General features: G+C 68.6%; 21 protein-coding genes. 12 read left to right on the forward strand and 9 right to left on the reverse strand.

Annotated elements, in window-relative coordinates; translation table 11 throughout:
- Positions 1-207: 207 nt before the first annotated feature.
- The 3 genes from ACTOWK_RS06240 to ACTOWK_RS06250 form a co-directional block, all read right to left on the reverse strand.
- Positions 208-1,275: an ABC transporter substrate-binding protein gene (locus ACTOWK_RS06240; RefSeq protein WP_441329356.1), complete on the reverse strand. Its 1,068-nt coding sequence runs from the start codon at positions 1,273-1,275 to the stop codon at positions 208-210.
- Positions 1,276-1,373: 98 nt separating this feature from the next.
- Positions 1,374-2,801, reverse strand: coding sequence for a sensor histidine kinase N-terminal domain-containing protein (locus ACTOWK_RS06245; protein ID WP_441329317.1), 1,428 nt, complete (start codon positions 2,799-2,801; stop codon positions 1,374-1,376).
- On the reverse strand, positions 2,794-3,498 hold the full coding sequence (locus ACTOWK_RS06250) for a response regulator (protein ID WP_441329318.1): 705 nt from the start codon (positions 3,496-3,498) through the stop codon (positions 2,794-2,796). The genes ACTOWK_RS06245 and ACTOWK_RS06250 overlap by 8 nt, the downstream gene beginning before the upstream one ends.
- Before the next feature lie 205 nt (positions 3,499-3,703).
- Here ACTOWK_RS06250 and ACTOWK_RS06255 point away from each other — a divergent pair, with 205 nt between their 5' ends.
- From ACTOWK_RS06255 to phbB, 3 genes are all read left to right on the forward strand, one after another.
- The gene (locus tag ACTOWK_RS06255; RefSeq protein WP_441329319.1) at positions 3,704-4,888 is read left to right on the forward strand and encodes an OprO/OprP family phosphate-selective porin; all 1,185 of its coding nucleotides are present in this window, start codon (positions 3,704-3,706) and stop codon (positions 4,886-4,888) included.
- Between the two features lie 114 nt (positions 4,889-5,002).
- Positions 5,003-6,331 (forward strand): CitMHS family transporter, encoded by a 1,329-nt coding sequence (locus tag ACTOWK_RS06260; protein ID WP_441329320.1) that lies wholly within the window; start codon positions 5,003-5,005, stop codon positions 6,329-6,331.
- Positions 6,332-6,373: 42 nt separating this feature from the next.
- Positions 6,374-7,114 (forward strand): acetoacetyl-CoA reductase, encoded by a 741-nt coding sequence (gene phbB, locus ACTOWK_RS06265; protein WP_223621439.1) that lies wholly within the window; start codon positions 6,374-6,376, stop codon positions 7,112-7,114.
- 260 nt (positions 7,115-7,374) lie between these two features.
- Here phbB and ACTOWK_RS06270 read toward each other — a convergent pair whose 3' ends face one another.
- Positions 7,375-8,649, reverse strand: a complete 1,275-nt coding sequence (locus tag ACTOWK_RS06270; protein WP_441329321.1) for a flavohemoglobin expression-modulating QEGLA motif protein — start codon at positions 8,647-8,649, stop codon at positions 7,375-7,377.
- Between the two features lie 294 nt (positions 8,650-8,943).
- Positions 8,944-10,080, reverse strand: coding sequence for a ribosome small subunit-dependent GTPase A (gene rsgA, locus ACTOWK_RS06275; protein ID WP_441329322.1), 1,137 nt, complete (start codon positions 10,078-10,080; stop codon positions 8,944-8,946).
- Between the two features lie 227 nt (positions 10,081-10,307).
- Between rsgA and ACTOWK_RS06280 the strand changes: the two genes are divergently transcribed.
- The 3 genes from ACTOWK_RS06280 to ACTOWK_RS06290 all read left to right on the forward strand — a co-directional run bounded on the left by ACTOWK_RS06280 (position 10,308) and on the right by ACTOWK_RS06290 (position 13,036).
- Positions 10,308-11,567, forward strand: coding sequence for a pyridoxal phosphate-dependent aminotransferase (locus tag ACTOWK_RS06280; protein ID WP_441329323.1), 1,260 nt, complete (start codon positions 10,308-10,310; stop codon positions 11,565-11,567).
- Between the two features lie 7 nt (positions 11,568-11,574).
- A complete protein-coding gene (locus ACTOWK_RS06285) occupies positions 11,575-12,195 on the forward strand; it encodes an SGNH/GDSL hydrolase family protein (protein WP_441329324.1) in 621 nt (206 codons plus the stop codon).
- A 166-nt stretch (positions 12,196-12,361) separates the two neighbouring features.
- A complete protein-coding gene (locus ACTOWK_RS06290) occupies positions 12,362-13,036 on the forward strand; it encodes a methyltransferase domain-containing protein (protein WP_441329357.1) in 675 nt (224 codons plus the stop codon).
- A gap of 139 nt (positions 13,037-13,175) precedes the next feature.
- Here the strand turns inward: ACTOWK_RS06290 and ACTOWK_RS06295 are convergent, their stop codons facing one another.
- Positions 13,176-13,961: a polysaccharide deacetylase family protein gene (locus tag ACTOWK_RS06295; RefSeq protein ID WP_441329325.1), complete on the reverse strand. Its 786-nt coding sequence runs from the start codon at positions 13,959-13,961 to the stop codon at positions 13,176-13,178.
- A gap of 130 nt (positions 13,962-14,091) precedes the next feature.
- Between ACTOWK_RS06295 and grxD the strand changes: the two genes are divergently transcribed.
- Complete coding sequence (grxD, locus tag ACTOWK_RS06300) at positions 14,092-15,018, forward strand: Grx4 family monothiol glutaredoxin (RefSeq protein WP_441329326.1); 927 nt, start codon at positions 14,092-14,094, stop codon at positions 15,016-15,018.
- 698 nt (positions 15,019-15,716) lie between these two features.
- On the opposite strand, the gene ACTOWK_RS06305 is transcribed toward grxD, so the two are convergent.
- The 3 genes from ACTOWK_RS06305 to ACTOWK_RS06315 all read right to left on the reverse strand — a co-directional run bounded on the left by ACTOWK_RS06305 (position 15,717) and on the right by ACTOWK_RS06315 (position 18,179).
- Positions 15,717-16,274, reverse strand: coding sequence for a DUF924 family protein (locus ACTOWK_RS06305; protein ID WP_441329327.1), 558 nt, complete (start codon positions 16,272-16,274; stop codon positions 15,717-15,719).
- Positions 16,275-16,533: 259 nt separating this feature from the next.
- Complete coding sequence (locus ACTOWK_RS06310; RefSeq protein WP_057919308.1) at positions 16,534-17,103, reverse strand: lysozyme inhibitor LprI family protein; 570 nt, start codon at positions 17,101-17,103, stop codon at positions 16,534-16,536.
- Positions 17,104-17,402: 299 nt separating this feature from the next.
- Positions 17,403-18,179 carry an AMP nucleosidase gene (locus ACTOWK_RS06315; protein WP_441329328.1) on the reverse strand — a complete coding sequence of 259 codons (777 nt, stop codon included), beginning with the start codon at positions 18,177-18,179 and terminating at the stop codon, positions 17,403-17,405.
- A 134-nt stretch (positions 18,180-18,313) separates the two neighbouring features.
- Between ACTOWK_RS06315 and ACTOWK_RS06320 the strand changes: the two genes are divergently transcribed.
- The 5 genes from ACTOWK_RS06320 (at position 18,314) to ACTOWK_RS06340 (ending at position 23,494) form a co-directional block, all read left to right on the forward strand.
- Positions 18,314-19,771, forward strand: a complete 1,458-nt coding sequence (locus ACTOWK_RS06320) for an amidohydrolase (RefSeq protein WP_441329329.1) — start codon at positions 18,314-18,316, stop codon at positions 19,769-19,771.
- Complete coding sequence (locus ACTOWK_RS06325; RefSeq protein WP_441329330.1) at positions 19,768-21,114, forward strand: amidohydrolase family protein; 1,347 nt, start codon at positions 19,768-19,770, stop codon at positions 21,112-21,114. Before ACTOWK_RS06320 ends, ACTOWK_RS06325 begins: the two co-directional genes overlap by 4 nt.
- Positions 21,115-21,409: 295 nt before the next feature.
- Positions 21,410-21,814: a DUF1761 domain-containing protein gene (locus ACTOWK_RS06330; RefSeq protein ID WP_441329331.1), complete on the forward strand. Its 405-nt coding sequence runs from the start codon at positions 21,410-21,412 to the stop codon at positions 21,812-21,814.
- Positions 21,815-21,825: 11 nt separating this feature from the next.
- The gene (locus tag ACTOWK_RS06335) at positions 21,826-22,452 is read left to right on the forward strand and encodes a 2-hydroxychromene-2-carboxylate isomerase (RefSeq protein ID WP_441329332.1); all 627 of its coding nucleotides are present in this window, start codon (positions 21,826-21,828) and stop codon (positions 22,450-22,452) included.
- A 97-nt stretch (positions 22,453-22,549) separates the two neighbouring features.
- A complete protein-coding gene (locus ACTOWK_RS06340; protein ID WP_441329333.1) occupies positions 22,550-23,494 on the forward strand; it encodes a DegV family protein in 945 nt (314 codons plus the stop codon).
- Positions 23,495-23,523 lie beyond the last annotated feature (29 nt).

The following is a 23,523-nucleotide window of genomic DNA, read 5'->3' on the forward strand; positions in this document are numbered from 1 at the left end:
AGGGCGCGAGGAAAGGTGGACTTGCAGTCTAAAGGATCGCCGACGCGGATTCGCGCGACCGCGGTGGCGAAAGCCTTAGTACTTTGGAGTTGTACCCGCACGACGGCGCGGGCGCTTTGCCGAACCCGGCGCGGGCCGGCCGCGGCGATCGGACGCGGCAGCGAACCGACGCCGGCGTATGGGCGGGCCGGGCCGGAGCACCGCGGCTCAGGGTGCATCGGCGGCCGCCTTGGGTCCGGGCTGGACCGTGCTGCGCCAGGCATCGAGGAATTGACGCCGCTTGAGCGCGTCCAGATAGACCAGCAGGCCCGGCCCCAGCGGGATCGGGCGCAGGGCGCGCACCCGCGCGCCGTCGCGCGCATGCGGCGACAGCGGCGCGCCGTCGGCGGCGCGGATCGGCTGCAGGCCGACCTGCTGGGCCAGCATGGCCTGGCCGCGCGGCGACAGCAGGTAATCGAGGAAACGCCCGGCCTCGGTCGCGTTCGGCGCGGTGCGCGGGATCAGCGCGGTGCGCAGCAGGACCAGGGTGTAGTCCTCGGGCAGGACGATGCCGAGCGGCGCGCCGGCGTCGATGCGGGCCTGGGCGTAGGAGCCGAGCACGTTGTAGGCCAGGGCGAGTTCGCCGCTTGTCACGCGGTCGAGCAAGGCGCCGGTGCGCTCTTCCAGGCGCACGCGGTTGTCGCCGAGCGCGGCTTGCAGGGCGCCGGCCATGCTGCCGAGCTGATGGTCCTGAGTCGCGAGCAGGTAGCCGACGCTGCTGCGGGCGACGTCGTAGGTGCCGACCCGGCCGGCCAGCGGCGCGGCCGGGTCGCGCAACAGCGCCAGCAGTTGCCGGCGCGTATGCGGCACCCGCGCCGCCGGCAGCAGGCGCTTGTTGTAGACGATGACGATGGGTTCGTAGCTGATGCCGAAGGCTTCGTGGCGCCAATGCGACCACGCCGGCAGGCCGACCGTGGCCGGCGAGCGGTGGGCCAGCGCGTGGCCGTCGTTGGCCAGCTTGGTCTGCAGGTCCATGCCGCTGCTGATCAGCAGGTCGGCGACAGGCCCGCGGCCGGCGGCGATATGGCGGGTATAGATGTCCTGGGCGACGAGGTCGGAGTATTCGACTTCGGTGCCCGGATGCAGGCGCTGGTAGTCGGCGATGACCGCGGCGAAGTTCTCGATGTCGGTCGAGCCGTGGATGCGCAGTTGCGCGCTGCGCGCTTGAGGCGCCTTGAACAGGCGCACGTCGCCGGGCGCGGCGTGGGTTGGAGCGAAGAACGAGTTGAGAAGAATGAGGAACGAGTAAAGGCAAAAGCAGCGCGCGGCGCTGTAACGCTTTTTCTCGTTTCTCACTGTTCTGCACTCGTTCCTCAATTTTCCGCACTCGGTATTCAAACCGCGCTCCTCGGCAGGCTGAGGGTGACGATCAGGCCGCCGCCGACGCGGTTGGACAGATCGATACGGCCGCCGTGGCTGTCGACGATGCGTTTGACGATCGCCAGGCCGAGCCCGGCGCCGCCGGCGGCGGCATCGTGGCCACGGGCGAAGCGCTCGAATACGGTCTGCGCGTCGGCCGGGGCGATGCCGGGGCCGTGGTCGGCCACGGTCAACACTGCGGTCGAGGCGCCCTCGCCTTCGGCCACGGTCAGGGCGATCTGCAGCGGCCCGCCTTCGCTGCCGGGCCGCGGCTGGCCGTGCCTGAGCGCGTTGTCGATCAGGTTCTTGATCGCCTCGCGCAGCAACAGCGCATCGCCGCGCACCAATACCGGGCCCTGGGTCGCGGCCAGGCGCACGTCGGGGCGCGGGCCGGATTGCGGGATCGATTCGTACAGCGCCTGGTGCAGCAACTCGGCCAGGTCGACGGTCTCGAACTGCTGCAGATGCGAGCGATGGATCGCACTGGCATCGCTGAGCAACTGGTTGAGCAAACGGCTCATGTGGCTGGCGTTGCGTTCGATGGTGACCAGGCTGCGGCGCTGCTCGGCGGGGTCGTCCTCGTCGAGGGCGAGCTGGGCCTGGGCGCGCAAGGCCGCCAGCGGCGTGCGCATCTGGTGCGCGGCATCGGCCATGAACGCGCGCAGGGTCTCGTTGCTCGCCGACAGCCGCGCCATGAAGCGGTTCAAGGCGCCGACCAATTGATCGAGTTCCAGCGGCACCTCACCGGCGACCGGCTTAAGGTCCGAAGGTTCGCGCAGCGACAGGTCGCGTTCGAGTTTCTGCAAGGGCCGCAACGCGCGATGCACGCCGATCCAGACCAAGGCCAGGGCCGCGAACGACAGCACCACGATGGCGACGATGGCGCGCAGCACCACGTCGTCGGCCAGGGCTTCACGCGCGATGCGGGTCTGGCCGACCTGGACGATGGCCTGCCCCTGCGTGGCCGGCCCGGCGACCCAGCGCGAGACCGCGACGAAGCGCGTGGGTTCGCCGCGATACAGCGCATCGAACAGCCGCGGCTGGCCGTCGAGCGGCGGCGATGGCGGCGACGGCAGGTCGTCGTAGCCAGTGATGGTCGCGCCTTCGCGGCTGGCGACGCGGTAGAACACCCGGTCCTCGGGCGCCATCGCCAGCAGATCGAGCGCCGCGTACGGCAGGTCTACCTGCCATTGGCCGTCGACCAGGGCCACGCTGTCGGCGATCGACAGCGCCGAGGCGATCAGCAGGTGATCGTAGGAACGGTCGGCGGCGGCGCGGCCGTAGCTGCGCGCGGCGACGAACAGCAGCACCGCGCCGATCAGCGACAAGGCGCCGAGATAAACCAGCAGGGTGCGGCGGATCGAACCGTGCCTCGCCGGCGAACTGCGCGCAGGCTCAGCCATCGGGCAGCTCCGCAACGGCCCGCTCCGGCGTTGGCGCCGCTTCGAGCATGTAACCGACGCCGCGCACGGTGAGAATGCGCAACGGTGCGGCAGCTAAACGCTTGCGCAAACGCCCGACGTACAACTCGATCGCGTTCGGCCCGGCCTCGTCGTCGAAACCGAACAAGCCGTTGCCGATCTCGTCCTTGCTGACCACCTGGCCAAGTTTCCCGATCAGGATCTCCAGCAGGCGGAACTCGCGGTTCGGCACTTCGATGACTTCGCCGTCGAGACTGACGCGATGTGCGGCGGCGTCGAAGGCGAGCGTACCGACCTGGATCACGCCCGCGGCGCGACCCTGGTTGCGTCGCAGCAACACCCGGCAGCGGGCTTCGAACTCGCGGAAATCGAAAGGCTTGCCGAGGTAGTCGTCGGCGCCGACGTCGAGCGCCTTGACCCGGTCCTCGATGCCATCGCGCGCGGTCAGCATCAGCACCGGCGTGGTGTCGCCGCGTTCGCGCAAGCCGGCCAGCAGGCTGAGGCCGTTGAGCCGCGGCAAGCCGATGTCGAGCACGATCAGGTCGAAGGATTGATAACGAAGCACACTGGCCGCGGCGATGCCGTCGGACTGCCAGTCGACCGCGTGGCCGTCGCGACGCATCCGCCTGACGATGGCGTCGGCCAGATCCGCGTTGTCCTCGACCAACAGAATACGCATTGGATGGGAGCCCTCGCAGTTGCCGAAGTCAGGTATCGCCGGGCCGATCTCGTCGGCGATGACAGGTCCAATGACAGGTCAATGACAGCTTCGCCCGCCTAGCCTGCGCTGGAGGGGTTGCGGCTGGCCGTCCTGGCCTAAGCAACTATAAGCGCACGAACACGCGCCTGTCGTCGAAAAAACGGCAGAAAAATAGGGAAACGAGATGCCTACGATGGTGCTTTTCCGTCACGCCGCCGCGTGCGCCGCGTTGTGCCTGTTCGCCGCGCCGTGCCTGGCCGAGGAAGGCCCGGTCACCGCCGAACTCGGCGGCCGCCTGCACTGGGACTTCGCCGATTTCGACAACGATGCGCGCGGCCTGCGCAACGGCGACGACACCGAGGTGCGCCGCTTGTGGCTCGATGTCTCCGGCAAGTTCTACGGCTGGGGCTACAAGATCGAAGGCGACTTCGCCGGCCTGCAGGACGATTTTTCCAGGGACAGCATCGAAGCCAAGGACGTCTACGTCACCCGCGATTTCAAGGCCGGCAAGCTGACCCTGGGCCAGTTCAAGCAGCACTTCACCCTCGACGACCGCATCAGCTCGAACTACGGCGTGTTCATGGAGCGCAGCATGTTCGCCAGCTCGGTCGCGCCGCTGTATCGGCTCGGCGCGGCCTGGATCACCGCGGGCGACGGCTACACCGTCGCCGGCAGCGTCTACAGCCTGGAAAGCATCGACGTGTGGCAGGTCAAGGGCCGCGCCGCCGGTGCACGCGGCACCTGGACGCCGCTGCGCGACGAGCAGCGCACCCTGCATCTGGGCCTGTCGCTGGCGCGCGAGGCCTACGACCACCCTGGCCGCGACGGCGCCAACGCATTACGCATCGCTCCGCGCCCGGCCGGTCATCTTTCGGACAACAGCCGCGCGACCTTGATCAACTTCAATCGCGGGCTCGACACCGACGTCGACAAATACTCGCTGGAATTCGGCCTGTCTCACGGACCGCTGTATGTGCAGTCCGAACTCGGCAGCGCCAACTTCGACGACGGCGTGCAGCGCGGCGAACTGCGTTCGGCTTACGGCCTGGTCGGCTGGTTCCTGACCGGCGAGTCGATGCCCTACGACGCCAAGACCGGCCGTTTCGCCCGGGTCAAGCCGGCGCGCAGCAGCGGCGCCTGGCAGCTGGCGCTGCGCTACGACACGATCCGCGGCAAGCAGCACCTCGACGGCAGCGCGAACTTTAGCGACGTGTCGATGGAGCAGGCGAGCGTCGGCGTCAACTGGCACCTGCGCTCGAATCTGCGCTTCATGCTCGACTGGATCGAGAGCCGCAACCGCGACCGACTGGCCGATCGCACGCTGGATCGGACCCGGGCCTTGACCGGGCGGTTTCAGTACGACTTTTGAGGCAGGAGTGAGTAGCAAGAAATGAGGAGTGAGTAACCGCACTTCGCTCTCGCTTTCGCCTTCTCTCACTCCTCACTCTTCTCATCTCACTTCCCGCCCCCACCGGAGTCCCTCATGTTGACCGCGCTCGGCTTCGGCATGGTCCTGACCTTCATGTACCTGATCATGAGCAAGCGGATGTCGCCGCTCGTGGCTCTGATCGTGATCCCGATCCTGTTCGCCCTGGTCGGCGGTTTCAGGAGCGACATCGGCGAGATGATGATCGAGGGCATCAAGAAGATCGCGCCGACCGGCGTGATGCTGATGTTCGCGATCCTCTACTTCGGGGTGATGATCGACGCCGGCCTGTTCGACCCGGTGGTCAAGCGCATCCTCAAGCTGGTCAAGGGCGACCCGGTCAAGATCGTGGTCGGCACCGCGGTGCTGGCGATGCTGATCTCGCTCGACGGCGACGGCTCGACCACCTACATGATCACCGTCTCGGCGATGCTGCCGCTGTTCCAGCGCCTGCGCATGAACGCGCTCAACCTGACCTGCGTGACCATCCTCGCCGGTGGGGTGATGAACCTGACGCCGTGGGGCGGCCCGACCGCGCGCGCCGCGACCGCCTTGCACGTCGACCCCAGCGACGTGTTCGTGCCGCTGGTGCCGGCGATGGCGGTGTCGTTGGTCGGCATTCTGCTGCTGGCCTGGTACCTCGGCCTGCGCGAACGCAAGCGCCTCGGCATCGTCACCCTGGACGGCCACGCCGCCGACTGGAACCCCGACCTCGACACGGCCAGCGACAACCTGCCGACCCTGGCCGACAGCGAAGACACCAAGCGGCCGAAGCTGTTGTGGATCAACGCCGCGCTGACGCTCGCGCTGATGACCGCGCTGGTGCTCGGCGTGCTGCCGCTGCCGGTGTTGTTCATGATCGGATTCGCCCTGGCGCTGGTGATCAACTACCCCGACCTCGCCGAACAGCGCCGCCGCATCGGCAACCATGCCGGCAACGTGCTCGCAGTGGTGTCGCTGATCTTCGCCGCCGGCATCTTCACCGGCATTTTGTCCAACACCGGCATGGTCGAGGCGATGTCGCGCAGCTTCTTGGCGGTGATTCCGGATGCGTGGGGGCCGTACCTGGCGGTGATCACCGCGATCGCGAGCATGCCCTTCACCTTCTTCATGTCCAACGACGCCTTTTATTTCGGCGTGCTGCCGATTTTGTCGGAGGCTGCCGGCCATTACGGCATCACCCCGGTCGAGATGGCGCGCGCCTCGCTCGCCGGCCAGCCGGTGCATCTGCTGAGCCCGCTGGTGCCGTCGACCTATCTGCTGGTCGGCATGGCCAACGTCGATTTCGCCGACCACCAGCGCTTCACCCTGAAATGGGCGGTGTTGATCTCGCTGGTGTTGATGTTCGCTTCGCTGGCGCTGGCGCTGTATCCGCTGGCTTCGTAACGCATCGATCCGTTCGCATCGTCCATCACTAGGAACCGCGCCATGACACTCCGCATCGCCTACGTCACCAGCGGCATGGGCAGCCTGGGCACCGCGATCTGCCAGAAACTCGCCCACGGCGGCCACACCGTGGTCGCCGGCTGCGGGCCGAACTCGCCGCGCAAGGCCGCCTGGCTGCGCGAACAGCGCGAGCTGGGTTTCGACTTCATCGCTTCCGAAGGCAATGCCGCCGACTGGGACTCGACCGTGGCCGCATTCGCCAAGGTCAAGGCCGAGGTCGGCGAGATCGACGTGCTGGTCAACAACGCCGGCGGCACCCGCGACGTGCTGTTCCGGCAGATGACGCGCGAGGACTGGAACGCGGTGATGGCCGGCAACCTGCACAGCCTGTTCAACATCACCAAGCAGGTCATCGACGGCATGTCGGCGCGCGGCTGGGGCCGGATCATCAACATCGCCTCGGTCAGTGCGCAGAAGGGCCAGATCGGCCAGGTCAACTACGCCACCGCGAAATCGGCGATGCATGGTTTCACCCGCGCCCTGGCCCAGGAGTTCGCCGCGCGCGGCGTCACCGTCAACACGGTCTCGCCCGGCTATGTGGCCAGCGCCGCGATCAGCGCGTTTCCACCGGACGTGCTGGACCGCCTCGCCGCGTCGGTGCCGGTGCGGCGCCTGGGCAAACCGGACGAAGTCGCCAGCCTGTGCGCGTGGTTGGCCTCGGACGACGCCGCCTTCGTCACCGGCGCGGATTACGCGGTCAACGGCGGCTTGCACATGAATTGAGTTTTCCGGCTTCCGGGGGGGGCGTCACCCCTCCCCCCACGTCGCCCGGAAGCCGTTTTTGTCGCAAGAGCGCGCAGGGTAGGAGCGGCGCAAGCCGCGACCAACCGAAGAGGTGCACGCAAGCGCTTTATCCGGAGTCCGGACATCTCAACCTGCTTGTGCTCGTTTCGGCCGATTGTCTGGTCTTCGGACGAGACTCTTGCGTACGTAACTTCGGTTGTTCGCGGCTTGCGCCGCTCCTACCCCTTGAAGCAAAGCGATCAACCGATTTCGCTGAAATCGCCCTCCGCCATCTGGTCGAGGCGGATGCGGTTGGCGAACAGCGAGAACGCCAGCATCCCGGCCAGGCCGTTGGCGCGGGTGATCCACGGCGGCATCCAGCGCGCCGGCGCCAGCACGCCGCTGTCGAACAAGGGCTCGAACCGCTGCACATCGCCCAGGGTCATCTTGCCGGCGAACAACCAGCGGCACAGGTGCAGCTTCTGTTGGCGCAAGGCCCAGCGGAAGAAGGTGTGCACGCCGACCAGGCCGCGCAGATAGACCGCGTCCTTGGTGAAGGCCGAACCGCCGCTGGTGGGCACGCCGCGGAACACGCGCTGGGCCGAGGCGAAGCTGTCGGCCGGCGATTGGCCGGCGTCGATGAAATAACGGAACACCTGGATGAAGTCGGCGCCGTCCAGCGCCATCGCCACCGCGTCGATGCGCAGGCTCAGGCGCTTCATGCGGCCGATGTCGATGCTGCCGGTGATCTGTTCGGCGAAGGTCGCCAGGCCTTCCTGGGTGGCGGTGGTGCGCGGCGACGACAGCGCCAGGCTCGGCAGCACCGGCTGTTCGCGGCCGTTGAGCGCGGTCAGCGAATGCACGAAGGCTTCGTGCTGGAGCAACTGATGCCGGTCGTAGTCGCTGAACGCCGCGCTGCTGCGCAGGCGGATGCGGGTCGCGCCGGCCGCGGCCTTGGCGATCAGGTCCGGGTCGAGCACGACCTCGATCACGCGGGCGTCGAAGTAGTCGTCGAGGTCGCGCTGCAGTTGCAGGCTCAGCGCGGTGGCCGAGATCTCGACGGTTTCGGCCGGCGACATCAGCTCGCGGTCGAGCTCGTTGGCGATCGAGATGAAATGGTTGGCGGCCTCGCGCGTGCTCGGCCCCCGCCCGGGCAGCGGCGCGTCGGGTTTGCCGAACAATTGCACCGAGTAGGCGGTGACCTCGGTCGAGCCCAGCGATTCCAGCAACTGCGCGGCGACGCCCCAGGAGTGCGCCGATTCGATCAGGTACTCGCCGAGCGGATGATCCGGGTCGGCTTCGGCGGCGACCGCTTCGAGTTCGCGCCGTGTTTCGCTGAAGTCGTACTTCGGATACTCGATGACCGGCAGTTGCGCGGTGCCGCGCGCGTAATCCGCGAGAAACTGCACTTCCAGGCCGGACGGCCAGCTCGCCATGGTCAGCAACTTGATCCCGCGCGCGACCCGCACCATGCGCGCATCGAGCGCAGCGTGGTGCTGGATTTCGCTGTGCAGGCTGGGGCTGAGCAGGCTCATGCGGCGGGGCCTTGGGGGTGTTTCGCGGTGTGGAGCAAGAGCAGGAGCAAATCCCCCCTGCCCCCCTTTTGCAAAGGGGGGAGGCGTCTGGTGGGGTCGGTCGTTTGCGGGTGTCTTACGTAGTCGATACCTGTCGCGCAGCAGACAAGCGCGGCAGTCGCTGCACCACCCTTCGCATACCCCTGCCGTCCCCCCATTTGCAACAGGGGGGCAGGGGGGATTTGCTTTGGCATTTGCTCCGGCGCCCGCGCAAGCGACCCGCGCGCGCCGCGCGATACGACGAAACCCGAGCGCTCAGCGGCGCCCATGCTTGTCGTCCGGCCGCTTGCTGGGCGCCTTGCCGACCGGTTTCACGTCGGCTTTCTGCGCGCGCCGGTTGGCCAGTTTGGTCGCCGCGCCGGCGACTTCGTCGCGCAGTTTCAGGTAGCTGGCGAAACGCTGCGGGTCGAGCCGGCCGGCTTCGATGGCATCGCGCACGGCGCAGCCGGGTTCGCGGTCATGCGAGCAATCGCGGAACTTGCACTGCTCGGCCAGGGCCTCGACATCGCTGAAATTCTCGGCGACGTCTTCTTCGCCGGTCGGCTTGAGTTCGCGCATGCCCGGGGTGTCGATCAGGCAGGCGCCCGACGGCAACGGAATCAATGCGCGATGGGTGGTGGTGTGGCGGCCGCGCGCGTCGCTTTCGCGCACCGCGCCGGTCTTCATGCGCTCGATGCCGAGCAGGCTGTTGGTCAGGGTCGACTTGCCGGCGCCGGAGGAGCCCACCAGCACCACGGTGCGGCCCGGCTGCAGCCACGGCGCCATCGCCGCGACGCTGCCGTCGCGGTCGCGGGCGTTGACCGCGCGGATCGCCACGCCCTGGGCCAGTTCGATCAGCGCGCCGGTGGCATCGGCGACCGCGTTCTCGTCGGCGGCGGTGGCTTCGTCGGCCTTGGTCAGCACCACCACCGGCTCGGCGCCGCCGCGGACCAACAGCAGATAGCGCTCGATCCGGCGCGGATTGAAGTCCGCGTCCAGCCCGCAAACGATGAACACGGTGTCGATGTTGGCCGCGATCAGCTGCTGCTTGTAGTGCTCGCCGGCGGCGCCGCGCTTGATCGCGCTGTGCCGGGGCAGCAGGGCCACGACCTTAGCGCGTGCCTCATCGCCTTCGATCAGCAGCCAGTCGCCGACCCCGGGGCGCTGCTCGGGCGCGACCGAGCCTTTTTTGTAGTTCGCCGGGCGTTGCCATTCAGGCATGGATTCGACCCGATAGCCGTTGTCGGGCCCTTCGGACACGACATAGCCGCTGCGGTGCTGTTCGATGACCCGCGCCGGACGGGCCCGGGGGTGGTCGAACAGCGCCTGGCGCCAGACGGGGTCGGCCGGCAACGGCTCGTCGGCCGAGATCGGCCAACCGATCGCCTGCAAGGCAGCGAGTTCAGGAGTCAAAGGCGCGGAGAGCGATGGGGCATGGCGCGATTCTACATAGGCCGGACGCGGGTTTTGCCTTCTCCGGCGGGGCCGGGGCGGCCGGCAGGCCGGGATCGGGGCGGCCCGCCCGGCCAATCCGTGCGCGCCGGCGCAGATCGCAGGCGCCTGGAATCGCCGCCCCCGGCTGATTCGCCGGACCGATTCAGCTAGTCTGGGGGTCTCTCTTTCGACCCAGCCCTGCCCCGATGTCATTGCCGCCCCTGAAAACCCGCGAACGCCTGTCCGAAGTCCGTTACGAAATCCGCGGTGAACTGGCCCGGCGAGCCCGTGAGTTGGAGGCCCAGGGACGCAAGCAGATCAAGCTCAACATCGGCAACCCCGGCGCCTTCGGCTTCCGCGCGCCCGAACACCTGCAGCGCGCGATCGCCGACCACATCGCCAACACCGATCCCTACACTCATCAGCAAGGCCTGCCGGCCGCGCGCGAAGCCATCGCCGCGTTCCACAAGCGCCGCGGCACGCCCAATGCCTCGCCCGAACGCGTGTTCGTCGGCAACGGCGTCAGCGAGCTGATCGACCTGTCGCTGCGCGCCCTGCTCAACCCCGGCGACGAAGTGCTGCTGCCCTCGCCCGACTACCCGCTGTGGTCGGCCGCGACCATCCTCAACGACGGCCGCCCGGTGTATTACCGCTGCCAACCCGAGAACGGCTTCCTGCCCGACCCGGACGAGATCGAGCAACTGATCTCCAGCCGCACCCGCGCGATCGTGCTGATCAACCCGAACAACCCGACCGGCGCGGCCTATCCGCGCGAGCTGATCGAGCGCATCGTCGCGATCGCCGCGCGCCACAAGCTGCTGCTGATGTGCGACGAGATCTACGACTCGATCCTGTACGACGGCGCCCAGTTCACCCCGGTCGCGCCGATCGCCGGCGACCTGCCCTGCCTGAGCTTCGGCGGCCTGTCCAAGGTGCACCGCGCCTGCGGCTGGCGCGTGGGCTGGGCGGTGCTGTCGGGCGACCCGGTCGCCAGCGGCGACTTCCACCACGCCATGGACCTGCTCGGCGCGCTGCGCCTGTGCGCCAACGTGCCGGGCCAGTTCGCCATCGAGGCCGCGCTCAACGGCGAAGACACCATCACCCCGCTGTGCGAGCCGGGCGGACGCCTGTACGAAGCGCGCCGCGCGGTGATCGAGTCGGTCGAAGCCAGCCAGCATCTGGAGCTGGTCGCTCCGGCCGGCGCGCTGTACGCGTTCCCGGCCGTGGTCGGCGCCGCCGCGCAAGGGTTCGACGACCACAAGTTCGCGCTGGAACTGCTGGAAACCGAAGACGTGCTGGTGGTGCCGGGTTCGAGCTTCAACGTGCCCTATCGCAACCACTTCCGCGTGACCCTGCTGCCGCAGCCGGCCGAGGTGCGCGAGGTGTTCCAGCGCATCGAACGCGTGCTCGACCGTTACGCCGACCGCGGCGCCCAGGTCGAGGCCCAGCGCGCCGCGGTGGCTTGAAGCAACCATGACGCTGTCCTATCTCGCGCTCGGCGACAGCTACACCATCGGCGAAGCCGTGCCCGAAGCCGGGCGCTGGCCGCTGCAGATGGCCGGCGCCCTGCGCGGGCTCGGCATCGGCCTGGCCGACCCGCGCATCATCGCGACCACCGGCTGGACCACCGACGAGCTCGCGCTCGCACTGGACCTGGCCGAGCCGCTGGGGCAGTGGGATTTCGTCAGCCTGCTGATCGGCGTCAACAACCAATACCGCGGCCGCAGCGCGCCGCAGTACGCCGGCGAGTTTCGCGAATTGCTCGAACGCGCGATCCGCTATGCGCACGGCCGCGCCGATCGGGTGCTGGTGCTGTCGGTCCCCGATTGGGGCGCGACCCCGTTCGGCGCCAGCGACAAACGCGGCCCGGCCACGATCGGCGCCGAGCTCGACGTCTTCAACCGGACCGCGCGCGAGATCTGCGCGCGGCATGAGGTCGCCTTCGTCGACATCACCCCGGTCTCGCGCGCACGCGGCAGCGAAGCGGCGATGGTCGCCGAGGACGGTCTGCATCCGTCGGCAGCGATGTACGCGCAGTGGGCCGAGCTTGCCGTGCCGGTGGCGCGGCGACTGTTGCAAGCGCAGACGGGCTGAAGCGGCGCAAGCGCTGCGGCGGCCGGTTCGTGCTCGCCGCACTCGCGTCGCATGGTGTGCCTTGCGGCGACCGCCGAGCGCAGGGCGCGCCGGGATGCCAAACTGCCGCCGGCGGCACGACCGCGAACGGAGCCCGGACTCAGCAATGAACGAAGCGGCACAAGCCATGGCCCACGGACAGGCGGACCGCATCGCGCGCGCCTATCTGCCCGAGCATCCGCTCGGCAATCGCTGGGACTATTACTACAGCCGCGCCAAGCTCGGCAGCGACCCGCTCTACCCAGGGGTCAGCGCGGCCCTGCGCGGCACGCGCGCGCCGCTGCTCGACCTGGGCTGCGGGCTCGGCCTGCTCGCCCACACCTTGCAGGCCGACGGCATCCGCCTGCCCTACCGCGGCGTCGACAGCGATGCGGCCAAGATCCGCCGCGCCACCCGCGCCGCCGCACGCGTCGGTCTCGACCATGCCGTGTTCGACACCGTCGATCTCGCCCAGGTCGTGCCCGAGCATCGCGGCAGCGTGGTGATTCTCGACGTGCTGCAGTTCATCCCCTATCCGGCGCAGGCGCGTGCCATCGACGCGATGATCGCGATGCTGACCCCGGGCGCACGCCTGGTGATCCGCACCGGCCTCGACGACGGCACCGGCCGCGCGCGCATCACCCGCGCAGTCGATGTGTTCTCGCGCGCGCTGGGCTGGATGAATGCGATGCCGCGTTATTACCCCAACGGCGAGGCCTTGCGCGCGCGCTTGCGCGAAGCCGGGCTCGAGGTCGAGTTCACTCCGTTGTTCGGACGCACGCCGTTCAACAACTGGCGGATCGTGGCGGCGCGTCCGCAGTGAGGGTTGCGCGGTAGCGTGATAGATCGCGGTCGCGGCTTGCGCCGCTCTTATCCTTGGAACGGCTTTGGGGTAGGAGCGGCGCAAGCCGCGACCGCGAACCTTCCGATCTAAGCGCTTACCGATCGGCCCGCGCCACACCTCATTCGACCACCGGCACCACGCAGCGATAATCCAGCTCGCGCAAACGCCGCAACAACACCGCCATCGTCTCGACGTTGCGGCCATGGCGCGCCCCCTCGTGCATCAGCACGATCGCGCCCGGCGCGAGATCTTTTTCGATCCGCGCCACCACCGTGGCCGGATCGGCGGCGACGGCGTCGAAGCCGCGCGCACTCCAGGCCACCCGGATCAAACCGTGCGCGCTCATCGGCTGCGCAGTGAAGGGATTGGCCATGCCGACCACGGCACGGAACCAGCGCAGGCGCAGCCCCGGCACCAGCGCCTGCAAGCGCGCCTGGGCGCCGCCGATCTCGGCCGCCATCGCCGCCGGCCCGAGCATCCAGAACCGCGCCGAAGGATGACTGGCGCTGTGGTTGCCCAGGTCGTGGCCGCGGCCGACGATCTCGCGCAGCAGGTCGGCGCGCTGTTCGGCGCGTTGCGCGACCACGAAGAAGGTCGCCTTGGCCTGGTGGGCGTCGAGCAGATCGAGCAGGGCCAGGGTGTCGTCGGAGGGGCCGTCGTCGATGGTCAGCCAGACCGCGCGCTGGTCGGTCGGCAGCCGCGACAGCACCGGGCTGAACAAAGGCGAGCGCGGCCACAAGGTGCCCCAGACCATCGCCCCGTGGCTCAGCAGCAAGGCCGGCAGGCCGACGGTCCATCCGTAGCGCACCCACAGGGCGACCATCAGCAGCTGCGAGCCGAGGAACAGCCATAACCAGAGGCCAGGACGGCGCGGCGGACGGTGGGCGACGAGGATGGCGTTCATGCGCGGCGGGCGGTTCCGACGGTCGGGAGGGGCTCCGCGGCAGCCCGAGACGCCGGCGGATGCCGCATCCTACCTTGCGGCGTAGACTGCCCGCCCCCACCTTGCCTTTATTCCCGTCCGGCTGACCTCCATGTCCCTCGACCCCGCCCTGCGTTCGCGCATCGAAACCCTGCTCCAGTCCAACCGCGTCGTTCTGTTCATGAAGGGCGGTCCCACCGCGCCGCAATGCGGCTTCTCGGCCAAGGCCTCCGGTGCGCTCAACGCGCTGCTGCCGCAGGGCTATGCCCATGTCGACGTGCTGGCCGATCCGGAGATCCGCGAGGGCATCAAGCAATACGGCGAGTGGCCGACGATCCCTCAGCTGTATGTCGACGCACAACTGGTCGGCGGCAGCGACATCATCGAACAGATGGCCGGCAGCGGCGAACTGCACGAGCTGCTCGGCCTGCCGACGCCGGACCGCAGCCCGCCCAAGCTCACGATCACCCCGGCCGCCGCGCAGATGCTGCGCGACGCCGTCGCCAACGCCGGCGACAACTACGCGGTGCAGCTCGACGTCGACGCGCGCCACAACGTGCGCCTGCAGCTGGCCCCGGCCGACCCCAACGCCGTCGCGGTCGAATCCGAAGGCGTGCGCGTGCAGACCGACTGGATCAACGCCCGCCGCGCCGACGGCGTCAGCATCGACTGGGCCGACGACGAACGCGGCCGCGGCCTGGTCATCACCAACCCGAACGCCCCGCCGGCGGTGCAGCCGATCGCGCCGCAACAGGCGCTCGCCCGCGCCGGCGAAGGCACGTTGCGCCTGGTCGACGTGCGCCCCGCCGACGAACGCGCTATCGCCCGCATCGGCATCGCCTTCGATAGCTTCGACGGCGGCACCGACGCGCTCGAAGCCCTGCCGAAGGACACCCCGCTGGCGTTCCTGTGCCACCACGGCGGCCGCAGCGCCCAGGCCGCCGAGCACTTCCGCCAGCTCGGTTTCCGCGAGGTCTACAACATCGAAGGCGGCATCGACGCCTGGGCCGACCTGGATGCTTCGATTCCGAAGTACTGATCGAGCGGCGAGCTCTTGAGGAACGGCCGCGGCGCCTTGCGTCGCGGCTGTTTTGTTTTGCGGGTTCGGGTCGGTGCGTGGTCGCGACTTGCGTCGCTCCTACCCCAGGGCCGGAGCCACGGCGTCGCTTTTGGGTAGGAGCGGCGCGAGCCGCGACCGCGGGCTGGCGGATCGCGGCGCGGGTTCGGGTGGTTGCGCAGTCGCGACTTGCGTCGCTCCTACCCCAAAGCGCGGCGTCGCTGACCTTGTAGGAGCGGCGCAAGCCGCGACCGCCGGCTAACGGATCGCGGCGCCGGTTCGGGTGGTTGCGGTCGCGACTTGCGTCGCTCCTACCCTAAAAGCGCAGCGTCGCTGCCCCTGTAGGAGCGGCGCGAGCCGCGACTGCGGGCTGGCGGATCGCGGCGCGGGTTCGGGTGGTTGCGCAGTCGCGACTTGCGTCGCTCCTACCCTAAAAGCGCAGCGTCGCTGCCCCTGTAGGAGCGGCGCGAGCCGCGACCGCGGGCTGGCGGATCGCGGCGCGGGTTCGGATGGTTGCGCAGTCGCGACTCGCGTCGCTCCTACCCTAAAAGCGCAGCGTCGCTGCCCCTGTAGGAGCGGCGCGAGCCGCGACTGCGGACTGGCGGATCGCGGCGCGGGTTCGGGTGGTTGCGGTCGCGACTTGCGTCGCTCCTACCCTAAAAGCGCAGCGTCGCTATGGCTCAGCCCTTGAACCCGCCGTCATCCAGATAGGCCTGCTCTTCGGCGGTACTCTCGCGTCCCAGCGCGGCGTTGCGGTGCGGGAAGCGACCAAAGCGCTCGATGATTTCGAGATGGGTCACGGCCCACTGCGCGGCGTCGCTGCCGTCCTGGTTCGGCGGCAGGCCGCGGTGCAGTTCGACCGAGCGGCGCTGATCGTCGAGTTGTTCGGAATGCTCGAACGGCAGATAGAAGAAGGCGCGCAGCGACGGCTCGATGCTTCGGTCGTGACCGAGTGCGAGCGCACGTCGGGCGTAGTGCCGCGCAAGCGGATCGGTCGCGTAGGAATGCGCGCTGCCGCGAAACACGTTGCGCGGAATCTGGTCGAGCAGGATCAACAGGGCCAGCGCGGATTCTGCATCGCGCTCGACCCAATCGTCGTGTTCGCGCCGCGCTGCGGCGTGGTGCGCGTCGAGGAAGCCGCTGCGGCACTGATGGTCGAAACTGTCGTTGCGATCGAACCAACGGGCGGGGCCGGCATTGCGCCAGAAATCGACGACGTCTTTCGCGGTGACGGACATGCGCGTTCTCGCTGAGGATCAGGGGCGAACCCTAGCAAACCGCGCGCGAAGCTGTCGCGTTCTCCGCCGGCACCGACAAGACCGCACCGCCGCCGGGCGCCGACATCGTCGACCTATTCATCCCTGCGAGGACGACCAGTGCCGCATCGTGACCGGCACAAATGCAACGATGCCACCCGAGCGATTCACCCGATTGAATCGCAAGCAACCCGATGGCATGGGTGCGATGCCGTGCCATCGGGCGCCGTCCCGATGCGCATCAAGCCGCCTGATCCTCGCCGAGCTGCGTTTCCAGCTCGTTGATCCACGCCACGGTGATGCTTTCCATCGTCACCGCATGGATCAGCGGACGGATCGGGCCGGCCGAATACGACTGCGAGACGAAACGCGCATGGCATTCGCGAAAAGTCAGCCAAGCCTCGTGCGCCCGTTCGAACGCCGCCAGGCCGTCGCCATCGAGCTGCTTGCGCAGGTGCGCGACCAGGCCCTGCAGCCGCACTTCCTCGCGACTGAGTTCGGCGATCGCCTGCTGGCTCATGTCGGCCTCGCTGACCCGCGCGTCCTCGTTGTCGCGCGCGACCGCGGCGGCCTTGCTGAAATAACTGTCGGCGATGCGCGCCGCGGTTTCGGCCTTGCCGACCAGCCGGCTTTCGAAACGGCGCAGTTCCTCGACGCTGGTGTGAGCGCCGTCGAGCTCCTGCTTGAGCGCCAGCAATTGCTTGCCGCGCTCGATCGCGTCGACCGTGCCGCGACGTTCGGCGAAACGCTGGATGAAGTAGAACGCCCAAGTGAGCAAGGCGCCGATGATGGTGAAGATGAGCTGTTCCATGACCTGTCCTCCGGCCTCGGAATACAGTGTCGGCGCGCGAGGTCTCAGGCCATGCGATGTCGTGTGCTTGGCGTCGCAGAACCCCTATAAAAACAGGGTTATCCGCTCGTTCATCGCTAAACGGTTCAGGGCCGCACGGCGGATCTGCGATGGCGGGCACGGCGCGCTCGTGGAGCCGTTGTGGCCCTCACCCCAACCCCTCTCCCGCAGGCGGGAGAGGGGCTGCGTACGTTGGCGCTTGCAGATGATTACAGTGATGACGGCTCGCAGCACTCGAAGAGGCCACGGCGCCGCAGCCATCACTCGTCGAAGCGCAAGTGCCGCACCGACTTGCCGTGGCGGCGGATCAGTTTCAGCGCTTCGATGCCGACGCTGATGTGAGTGTCGACGAAGCTCGCGCTGACCTTGGCGTCGGAGGCTTCGGTCTTGACGCCTTCGGGGATCATCGGCTGGTCCGACACCAGCAGCAGCGCGCCGCAGGGGATGCGGTTGGCGAAGCCGGCGGCGAACACGGTCGCGGTCTCCATGTCGATGGCCATGCAGCGCATCTGGCGCAGGCGTTCCTTGAAGGCTTCGTCGTGCTCCCAGACGCGGCGGTTGGTGGTGTACACCGAGCCCGTCCAGTAATCGTGGCCGAGGTCGCGAATGGTGGTCGAGACCGCGCGCTGCAAGGCGAAGGCCGGCAGGGCCGGCACTTCCGGCAGCAGGTAATCGTTGGAGGTGCCTTCGCCGCGGATCGCCGCGATCGGCAGCACCAGGTCGCCGAGCTGGTTCTTGCGCTTGAGGCCGCCGCACTTGCCGAGGAACAACACCGCCTTGGGCATGATCGCCGACAACAGGTCCATCATGGTCGCGGCGTTCGGGCTGCCCATGCCGAAGTTGATCATGGTGATGCCGTCGAAGGTCGCGCTCGGCATCGGCCGGTCCAGGCCGACCACTTCGGCGCCGGTCAGGCGCGCGAAGGTGTGCAGATAGCCGCCGAAATTGGTCAGCAGGACGTGCTCGCCGAACTGGTCCAGGGGCACGCCGGTGTAGCGCGGCAGCCAGTTTTCGACGATTTGTTCTTTCTCTTTCATGGTCGGTGCCTGTTCTTGTTGTTGTTGTCCGGCCATTGTCGCACCGCCCATGACGATAGTCAGGGTTGGCAGAGGCGCGGGCGGCCGTTACGGTTCCGAGGTTGTCCGTCGCTCGCTCTGTCTTGGGGGAATCCATGTTTCGACCGTTACTGGCCGGCTGCGGCCTGGCGCTGCTCGCCGGCGCCGTGCAGGCCGCCACGCCCGCGCCGGCCTCGGCCTCTCGCTACACCCAGGATCCCTATCCGAGCACCTACAAGGCGATCGCTGCCGGCCCGGTATTGCTGCAGCACGCCACCGTGCTGACCGGCGCGGGCCAACGCTTGGACGACGCCGACGTGCTGCTGCGCGACGGCAAGGTGGTCGCGGTCGGCCGCGCCCTCGACGCGCCGAGCGACGCCACCCGCGTCGATGCGAGCGGCAAGTGGATCACCCCGGGCATCATCGATGTGCACTCGCACCTGGGCGTGTACCCGAGCCCCGGCGTCGGCGCGCACGCCGACGGCAACGAAATGACCGGCCCGGTCACGCCCAACGTCTGGGCCGAGCACTCGGTGTGGCCGCAGGACCCCGGCTTCGCCGCCGCGCTGGCCGGCGGCATCACCTCGCTGCAGATCCTGCCCGGCTCGGCCAACCTGATCGGCGGACGCGGGGTGACGCTCAAGAACGTCCCGGCCACCAGCTACCAGGCGATGAAGTTCCCGGCCGCGCCGTGGGGCCTGAAGATGGCCTGCGGCGAGAACCCCAAGCGCGTCTACGGCAGCCGCAACACCCCGCCGGGCACGCGCATGGGCAACGTCGCCGGCTACCGCGCCGCCTTCATCGACGCCAGCGAGTACCTGCGCAAGACCGCACCCAAGGCCGCCGCGCCGCAGAAGAAGCGCTGGTGGCAGAGCAGCGCCAAGCCCGCCAACGGCAACGGCGCCGACAGCGAGAAGGACACCGGCGGCAAGCGCGATCTCAAGCTCGACACCCTGGCCGGTGCGATCAAGGGCGACATCCTCGTCCACATCCATTGCTACCGCGCCGACGAGATGACCACCATGCTCGACCTGGCCAAAGAGTTCGGCTTCAAGGTCAGCGCCTTCCACCACGGCGTGGAGGCCTACAAGATCGCCGACCGCCTGGCCGCCGAGGGCGTCTGCGGCGCGCTGTGGGCCGACTGGTGGGGCTTCAAGATGGAAGCCTTCGACGGCATCCAGGAAAACATCGCCATCGTCGACCGCCCGGCCAACAGTTGCGCGATCGTGCATTCGGATTCGGAAGAAGGCATCCAGCGCCTCAACCAGGAAGCGGCCAAGGTGATCGCGCATGCGCGCCTGGCCGGCATCGACATCGCGCCGGAACGGGCGATCCGCTGGCTGACCCAGAATCCGGCCAAGGCGCTCGGCATCCTCGAGCGCACCGGCACCCTCGAGCCCGGCAAGATGGGCGACGTGGTGGTGTGGAACGGCAATCCTTTCAGCGTCTACGCCAAGGCCGAACAGGTCTATGTCGACGGCGCGCGCGTCTACGACCGTGCCGACCCGTCGCGGCAACCGAAGTCGGACTTCCTGCTCGGGCAACCGGCGACCCAGACCGGAGGCGTGCGATGAACCGTCGCCGGATCGAAGCTTTGTCCCGCACCGGTGCAGCGAACGCCGCAAGCCGCCGGTTGCGTCGCAGCGCCCTGCTGCTCGCCCTGGTCGGTGCCTGCGCGAGTTTCGGCGCCGCGGCGCAGAACGTCCTGATCCGCAACGCCACCGTGCACACCGCGACCGCGCAGGGTTCGCTCGAACACGCCGACGTGTTGGTCGGCAACGGCATGGTACGTGCGGTCGGCAAGGGCTTGTCGGCGCCGGCCGGCGCCCAGGTGATCGAAGCCGAAGGCCGGCCGCTGACGCCGACCCTGTTCGGCGGCATCACCGAGATCGGCCTGGAGGAAGTCTCCGGCGAAAAATCCACGGTCGACCAGACCGTGGCGCTCGGCGCCGACACCAAGGAGATGACGGTGCGGCCGGAGTTCGACGTGACCCTGGCCTACAACCCGGATTCGGTGTTGATCCCGGTCGCGCGCATCGAAGGCATCGGCTGGACCCTGCTCGGCGTCGGCACCGCCACCGGCGGCTCGATCGTCGCCGGCCAGGGCGGCGTCGAACGCCTCGACGGCGGCCCCGATCCGATCGGCCCGCGCGTGCTGTTCGTGCGCCTGGGCAAGGATGGCCTCGGCCTCAGCGGCAGTTCGCGCGCGGCGCAGTGGATGATCCTCGACCAGTTGATCGACGAAGCGCGCGGTCGCATCGCACCCGGCCACCATGCCGCGCTGCTGACGCCGGCCGGTCGCTCGACCCTGCTCAAGTACCTCGATGGCGGCGGCCGCATCGTGTTCGGCGTCGACCGCGCCGCCGACATCCGCCAGTTGCTGCGCTGGTCGGCGCGGCATCGGCTGCGCATCGCCATCGCCGGCGGCGGCGAAGCCTGGCGCCTCGCGCCGCAGCTCGCAGCCGCCAAGGTGCCGGTGTTCGTCAATCCGCTGTCCAACCTGCCGAGCGATTTCGACCAGGTCGGCGCCAGCATGGAGAACGCCGCGCGCCTGCGCGCAGCCGGGGTCGCGGTCGGTTTCAGCGAAGGCGGCGCCTCGCACAACGCGCGCAAGGTGCGCCAGCTCGCCGGCAACGCGGTCGCCGCGGGTCTGCCCTGGGCCGACGGCCTGGCCGGCCTGACCCGGGTGCCGGCCGAAGCCTTCGGCGTGGCCGGCCAGGTCGGCGCCATCGCCCCGGGCCAGCGCGCCGACCTGGTGCTGTGGAGCGGCGACCCGCTCGATGTCGCCCACGTGGCCCTGCAAGTGTGGATGGACGGCCGCGCGATCGAAATGCGCAGCCGCCAGACCGAGTTGCGCGACCGTTACCTGCACGGCGACACCGGCCTGCCGCGCGCGTATCCGGCGCCGGCGCGCTGAGGCGTCGGCCTGGCCGCTTCATCGAAGCGGCCAACGCCCTCTGCTGGAGCCCTGGGTAGGAGCGGCGCGAGCCGCGACCGCGAATGCGCAACGGCGACGCGGCTGCGAGGGCGAGGTCGCGGCTGATCGAACCTTCCGCGCTCGAGTCGGCGCTTACGACGCGGCCGCAAGAACGCGGTCGCGGCTCGCGCCGCTCCTACCCTAAGGGCGACGGGCGGCCGGGTTCGGTCGCAGCCGCCGCGGCCGATGACCCAGGCGTATCCTGTCGGTTACCGACGCACAGGAGACCCGCGCGATGACTCTGCCCACCCTCGAACTCAACTGGCTGGCGATCCTCGCGGCGACTGCCTCGTCGTTCCTGCTCGGCGGGCTGTGGTATGGGCCCTTGTTCAAGAAACGCTGGTGCCGCGAGGCCGGGGTCGATCCGGACGCCAAGCCCGGCCATCCGGGCCGCGTGTTCGCTACCGCCATCGCCTGCAGCTTTCTCGCCGCGCTGATGTTCGCCGTGTTCCTGCCGCCCGCCGCCAAAGCCGCCGACGGCTTCGGGGTCGGCTTCGTGGTCGGGCTGTTCTTCGTCTCGATGAGCTTCGGCATCAATTACGCCTTCGCCCAGCGCAGCCTGATGCTGTGGATGATCGACGCCGGCTACCACATCCTCCAGTTCGCCCTGTACGGCCTGATCCTCGGCGCCTGGAAATAAGAGACCCGACCATGAGCAAGCTGCGCTGGTACTTCGACTTCATCTCGCCGTTCTCTTACCTGCAGTGGCAGAAGCTCAAGCCGATGCTGCGCGAACGCGGGATCGAGCTGGTGCCGGTGGCGTTCGGCGCGGTGCTCGAGGCGCGCGGCCAGAAGGGCCCGGCCGAGATCGTCGGCAAACGCGAGTTCACCTATCGGCACGTGCTGTGGCAGGCGCGGCGCGAAGGCGTGACCTTGCGCTTCCCGCCGGCGCATCCGTTCAATCCGCTCGCCGCGCTGCGGTTGTGCCTGGTCGCCGGCTCCACCCCCGAGGCGGTCGATGCGATCTTCGACTGGATCTGGCGGCGCGGCGAGGCCGGCGACAGCGTCGAAGCGCTGGCACCGGTGATCGACGCGCTAGGAGTCGAAGCGCAAGCGCTCGGCGCCGACCCGATCAAGGCGGCGCTGCGCGAGAACACCGAGGCCGCGTTGGTGGCCGGTGTCTTCGGTGTCCCTACGTTGAGCATTGGAGATGAGTTGTTCTGGGGCAACGACGCCCACGACTTCGCTCTTGACGCACTGCAACATCCCGAACTGCTGGACGACCCGGAGATGCAGCGTTTGAAGCAACTGCCGGTGGGGATACGTCGCCGCGCCTGAGCGACGCAAGCCCGGGGCGCGCTCACGCGTGACTCATGTCTCAAAAAGGTATGCTGCGGTCCTATCCGATCACCACGCGCCCTACCCGGGGGGGAACATGCGCATTGGAATCGTCGTCGACTCCGCTTGCGATCTGCCGTTGGACTATCTGGAACGGCACGACATCCATCTGCTGCCGATCACCGTGCGCATCGGCCAGGCGGTATTGGCCGATCACCGCAACGAGCAGGCCACCCTGCAGTTCCTGCATACCCACCTGGCCGAGCGCGGTTTCGAGGCCGAGACCACGCCGTTCACCGTGCAACAGGTGCGCGACCTGTTCGTCAGCCAACTCGTGATCGATTACGACTACGTGTTCTGCATGACGATCACCAAGACCCGCAGCCCGGTCTACGAGAACGCCAACCAGGCCAGCTTCGCGATCCTCAACGACTACAAGCCGGTGCGTTCGGCGGCCGGCATCAACACGCCGTTCGCGTTGCGGGTGATCGACACCCTCAACCTGTTCGCCGCCCAGGGCATCACCGCGGTCGAAGCGGTGCGCCTGCGCGCCGCCGGCGAAGGCGCGCCCAAGATCCGTGCGCGCCTGGAGCACTTGGCCCTGCACACCCACGGCTATCTGATCCCGCGCGACCTCAACTACCTGCGCGCGCGCACCCGCGTGCGCGGCGACCGCAGCGTCAGCTTCCTCAGCGCCACCCTGGGCACCGCGCTCGACATCAAGCCGGTGCTGCACTGCAACCGCGGCGAGACCGGCCCGGTCGCCAAGATCAAAGGCTACGAGAACGCCGCGCAGAAGCTGTTCGAGTTCACCGCGCAAAAAGCCGAGGCCGGGCTGCTGACCCCGACCGTGTGCGTCAGCTACGGCGGCGAGCTCGCCGAGCTGCGCGCCCTGCCCGGCTTCGAACGCCTGCGCGAGGCCTGCCGCAACAGCAACGTCGAGCTGTTCGAAAGCGTCATGAGCCTGACCGGCATGGTCAACGTCGGCAAGGGCGCGGTGGTGGTCGGTTTCGCCGCCGAGCAGGCCGACTTCAAGGGCTGAGCGGGCGCGGCTGGAGCGCCGATGCGGAT

Origin of the sequence: Lysobacter sp. CA196 (genome assembly GCF_052078695.1) — a bacterium.
Lineage (GTDB): Bacteria > Pseudomonadota > Gammaproteobacteria > Xanthomonadales > Xanthomonadaceae > Lysobacter.

Coding starts and splice junctions, on each gene's coding strand:
- phbB (WP_223621439.1), top strand. CDS start 6,374: ATGACACTCCGCATCGCCTACGTCACCAGCGGCATGGGCAGCCTGGGC.
- ACTOWK_RS06330 (WP_441329331.1), top strand. CDS start 21,410: ATGACTCTGCCCACCCTCGAACTCAACTGGCTGGCGATCCTCGCGGCG.
- ACTOWK_RS06290 (WP_441329357.1), top strand. CDS start 12,362: ATGGCCCACGGACAGGCGGACCGCATCGCGCGCGCCTATCTGCCCGAG.
- ACTOWK_RS06245 (WP_441329317.1), bottom strand. CDS start 2,801: ATGGCTGAGCCTGCGCGCAGTTCGCCGGCGAGGCACGGTTCGATCCGC.
- ACTOWK_RS06250 (WP_441329318.1), bottom strand. CDS start 3,498: ATGCGTATTCTGTTGGTCGAGGACAACGCGGATCTGGCCGACGCCATC.
- ACTOWK_RS06260 (WP_441329320.1), top strand. CDS start 5,003: ATGTTGACCGCGCTCGGCTTCGGCATGGTCCTGACCTTCATGTACCTG.
- ACTOWK_RS06320 (WP_441329329.1), top strand. CDS start 18,314: ATGTTTCGACCGTTACTGGCCGGCTGCGGCCTGGCGCTGCTCGCCGGC.
- ACTOWK_RS06340 (WP_441329333.1), top strand. CDS start 22,550: ATGCGCATTGGAATCGTCGTCGACTCCGCTTGCGATCTGCCGTTGGAC.
- grxD (WP_441329326.1), top strand. CDS start 14,092: ATGTCCCTCGACCCCGCCCTGCGTTCGCGCATCGAAACCCTGCTCCAG.
- ACTOWK_RS06310 (WP_057919308.1), bottom strand. CDS start 17,103: ATGGAACAGCTCATCTTCACCATCATCGGCGCCTTGCTCACTTGGGCG.
- ACTOWK_RS06285 (WP_441329324.1), top strand. CDS start 11,575: ATGACGCTGTCCTATCTCGCGCTCGGCGACAGCTACACCATCGGCGAA.
- ACTOWK_RS06280 (WP_441329323.1), top strand. CDS start 10,308: ATGTCATTGCCGCCCCTGAAAACCCGCGAACGCCTGTCCGAAGTCCGT.
- ACTOWK_RS06315 (WP_441329328.1), bottom strand. CDS start 18,179: ATGAAAGAGAAAGAACAAATCGTCGAAAACTGGCTGCCGCGCTACACC.
- ACTOWK_RS06270 (WP_441329321.1), bottom strand. CDS start 8,649: ATGAGCCTGCTCAGCCCCAGCCTGCACAGCGAAATCCAGCACCACGCT.
- ACTOWK_RS06335 (WP_441329332.1), top strand. CDS start 21,826: ATGAGCAAGCTGCGCTGGTACTTCGACTTCATCTCGCCGTTCTCTTAC.
- ACTOWK_RS06255 (WP_441329319.1), top strand. CDS start 3,704: ATGCCTACGATGGTGCTTTTCCGTCACGCCGCCGCGTGCGCCGCGTTG.
- ACTOWK_RS06295 (WP_441329325.1), bottom strand. CDS start 13,961: ATGAACGCCATCCTCGTCGCCCACCGTCCGCCGCGCCGTCCTGGCCTC.
- ACTOWK_RS06305 (WP_441329327.1), bottom strand. CDS start 16,274: ATGTCCGTCACCGCGAAAGACGTCGTCGATTTCTGGCGCAATGCCGGC.
- ACTOWK_RS06325 (WP_441329330.1), top strand. CDS start 19,768: ATGAACCGTCGCCGGATCGAAGCTTTGTCCCGCACCGGTGCAGCGAAC.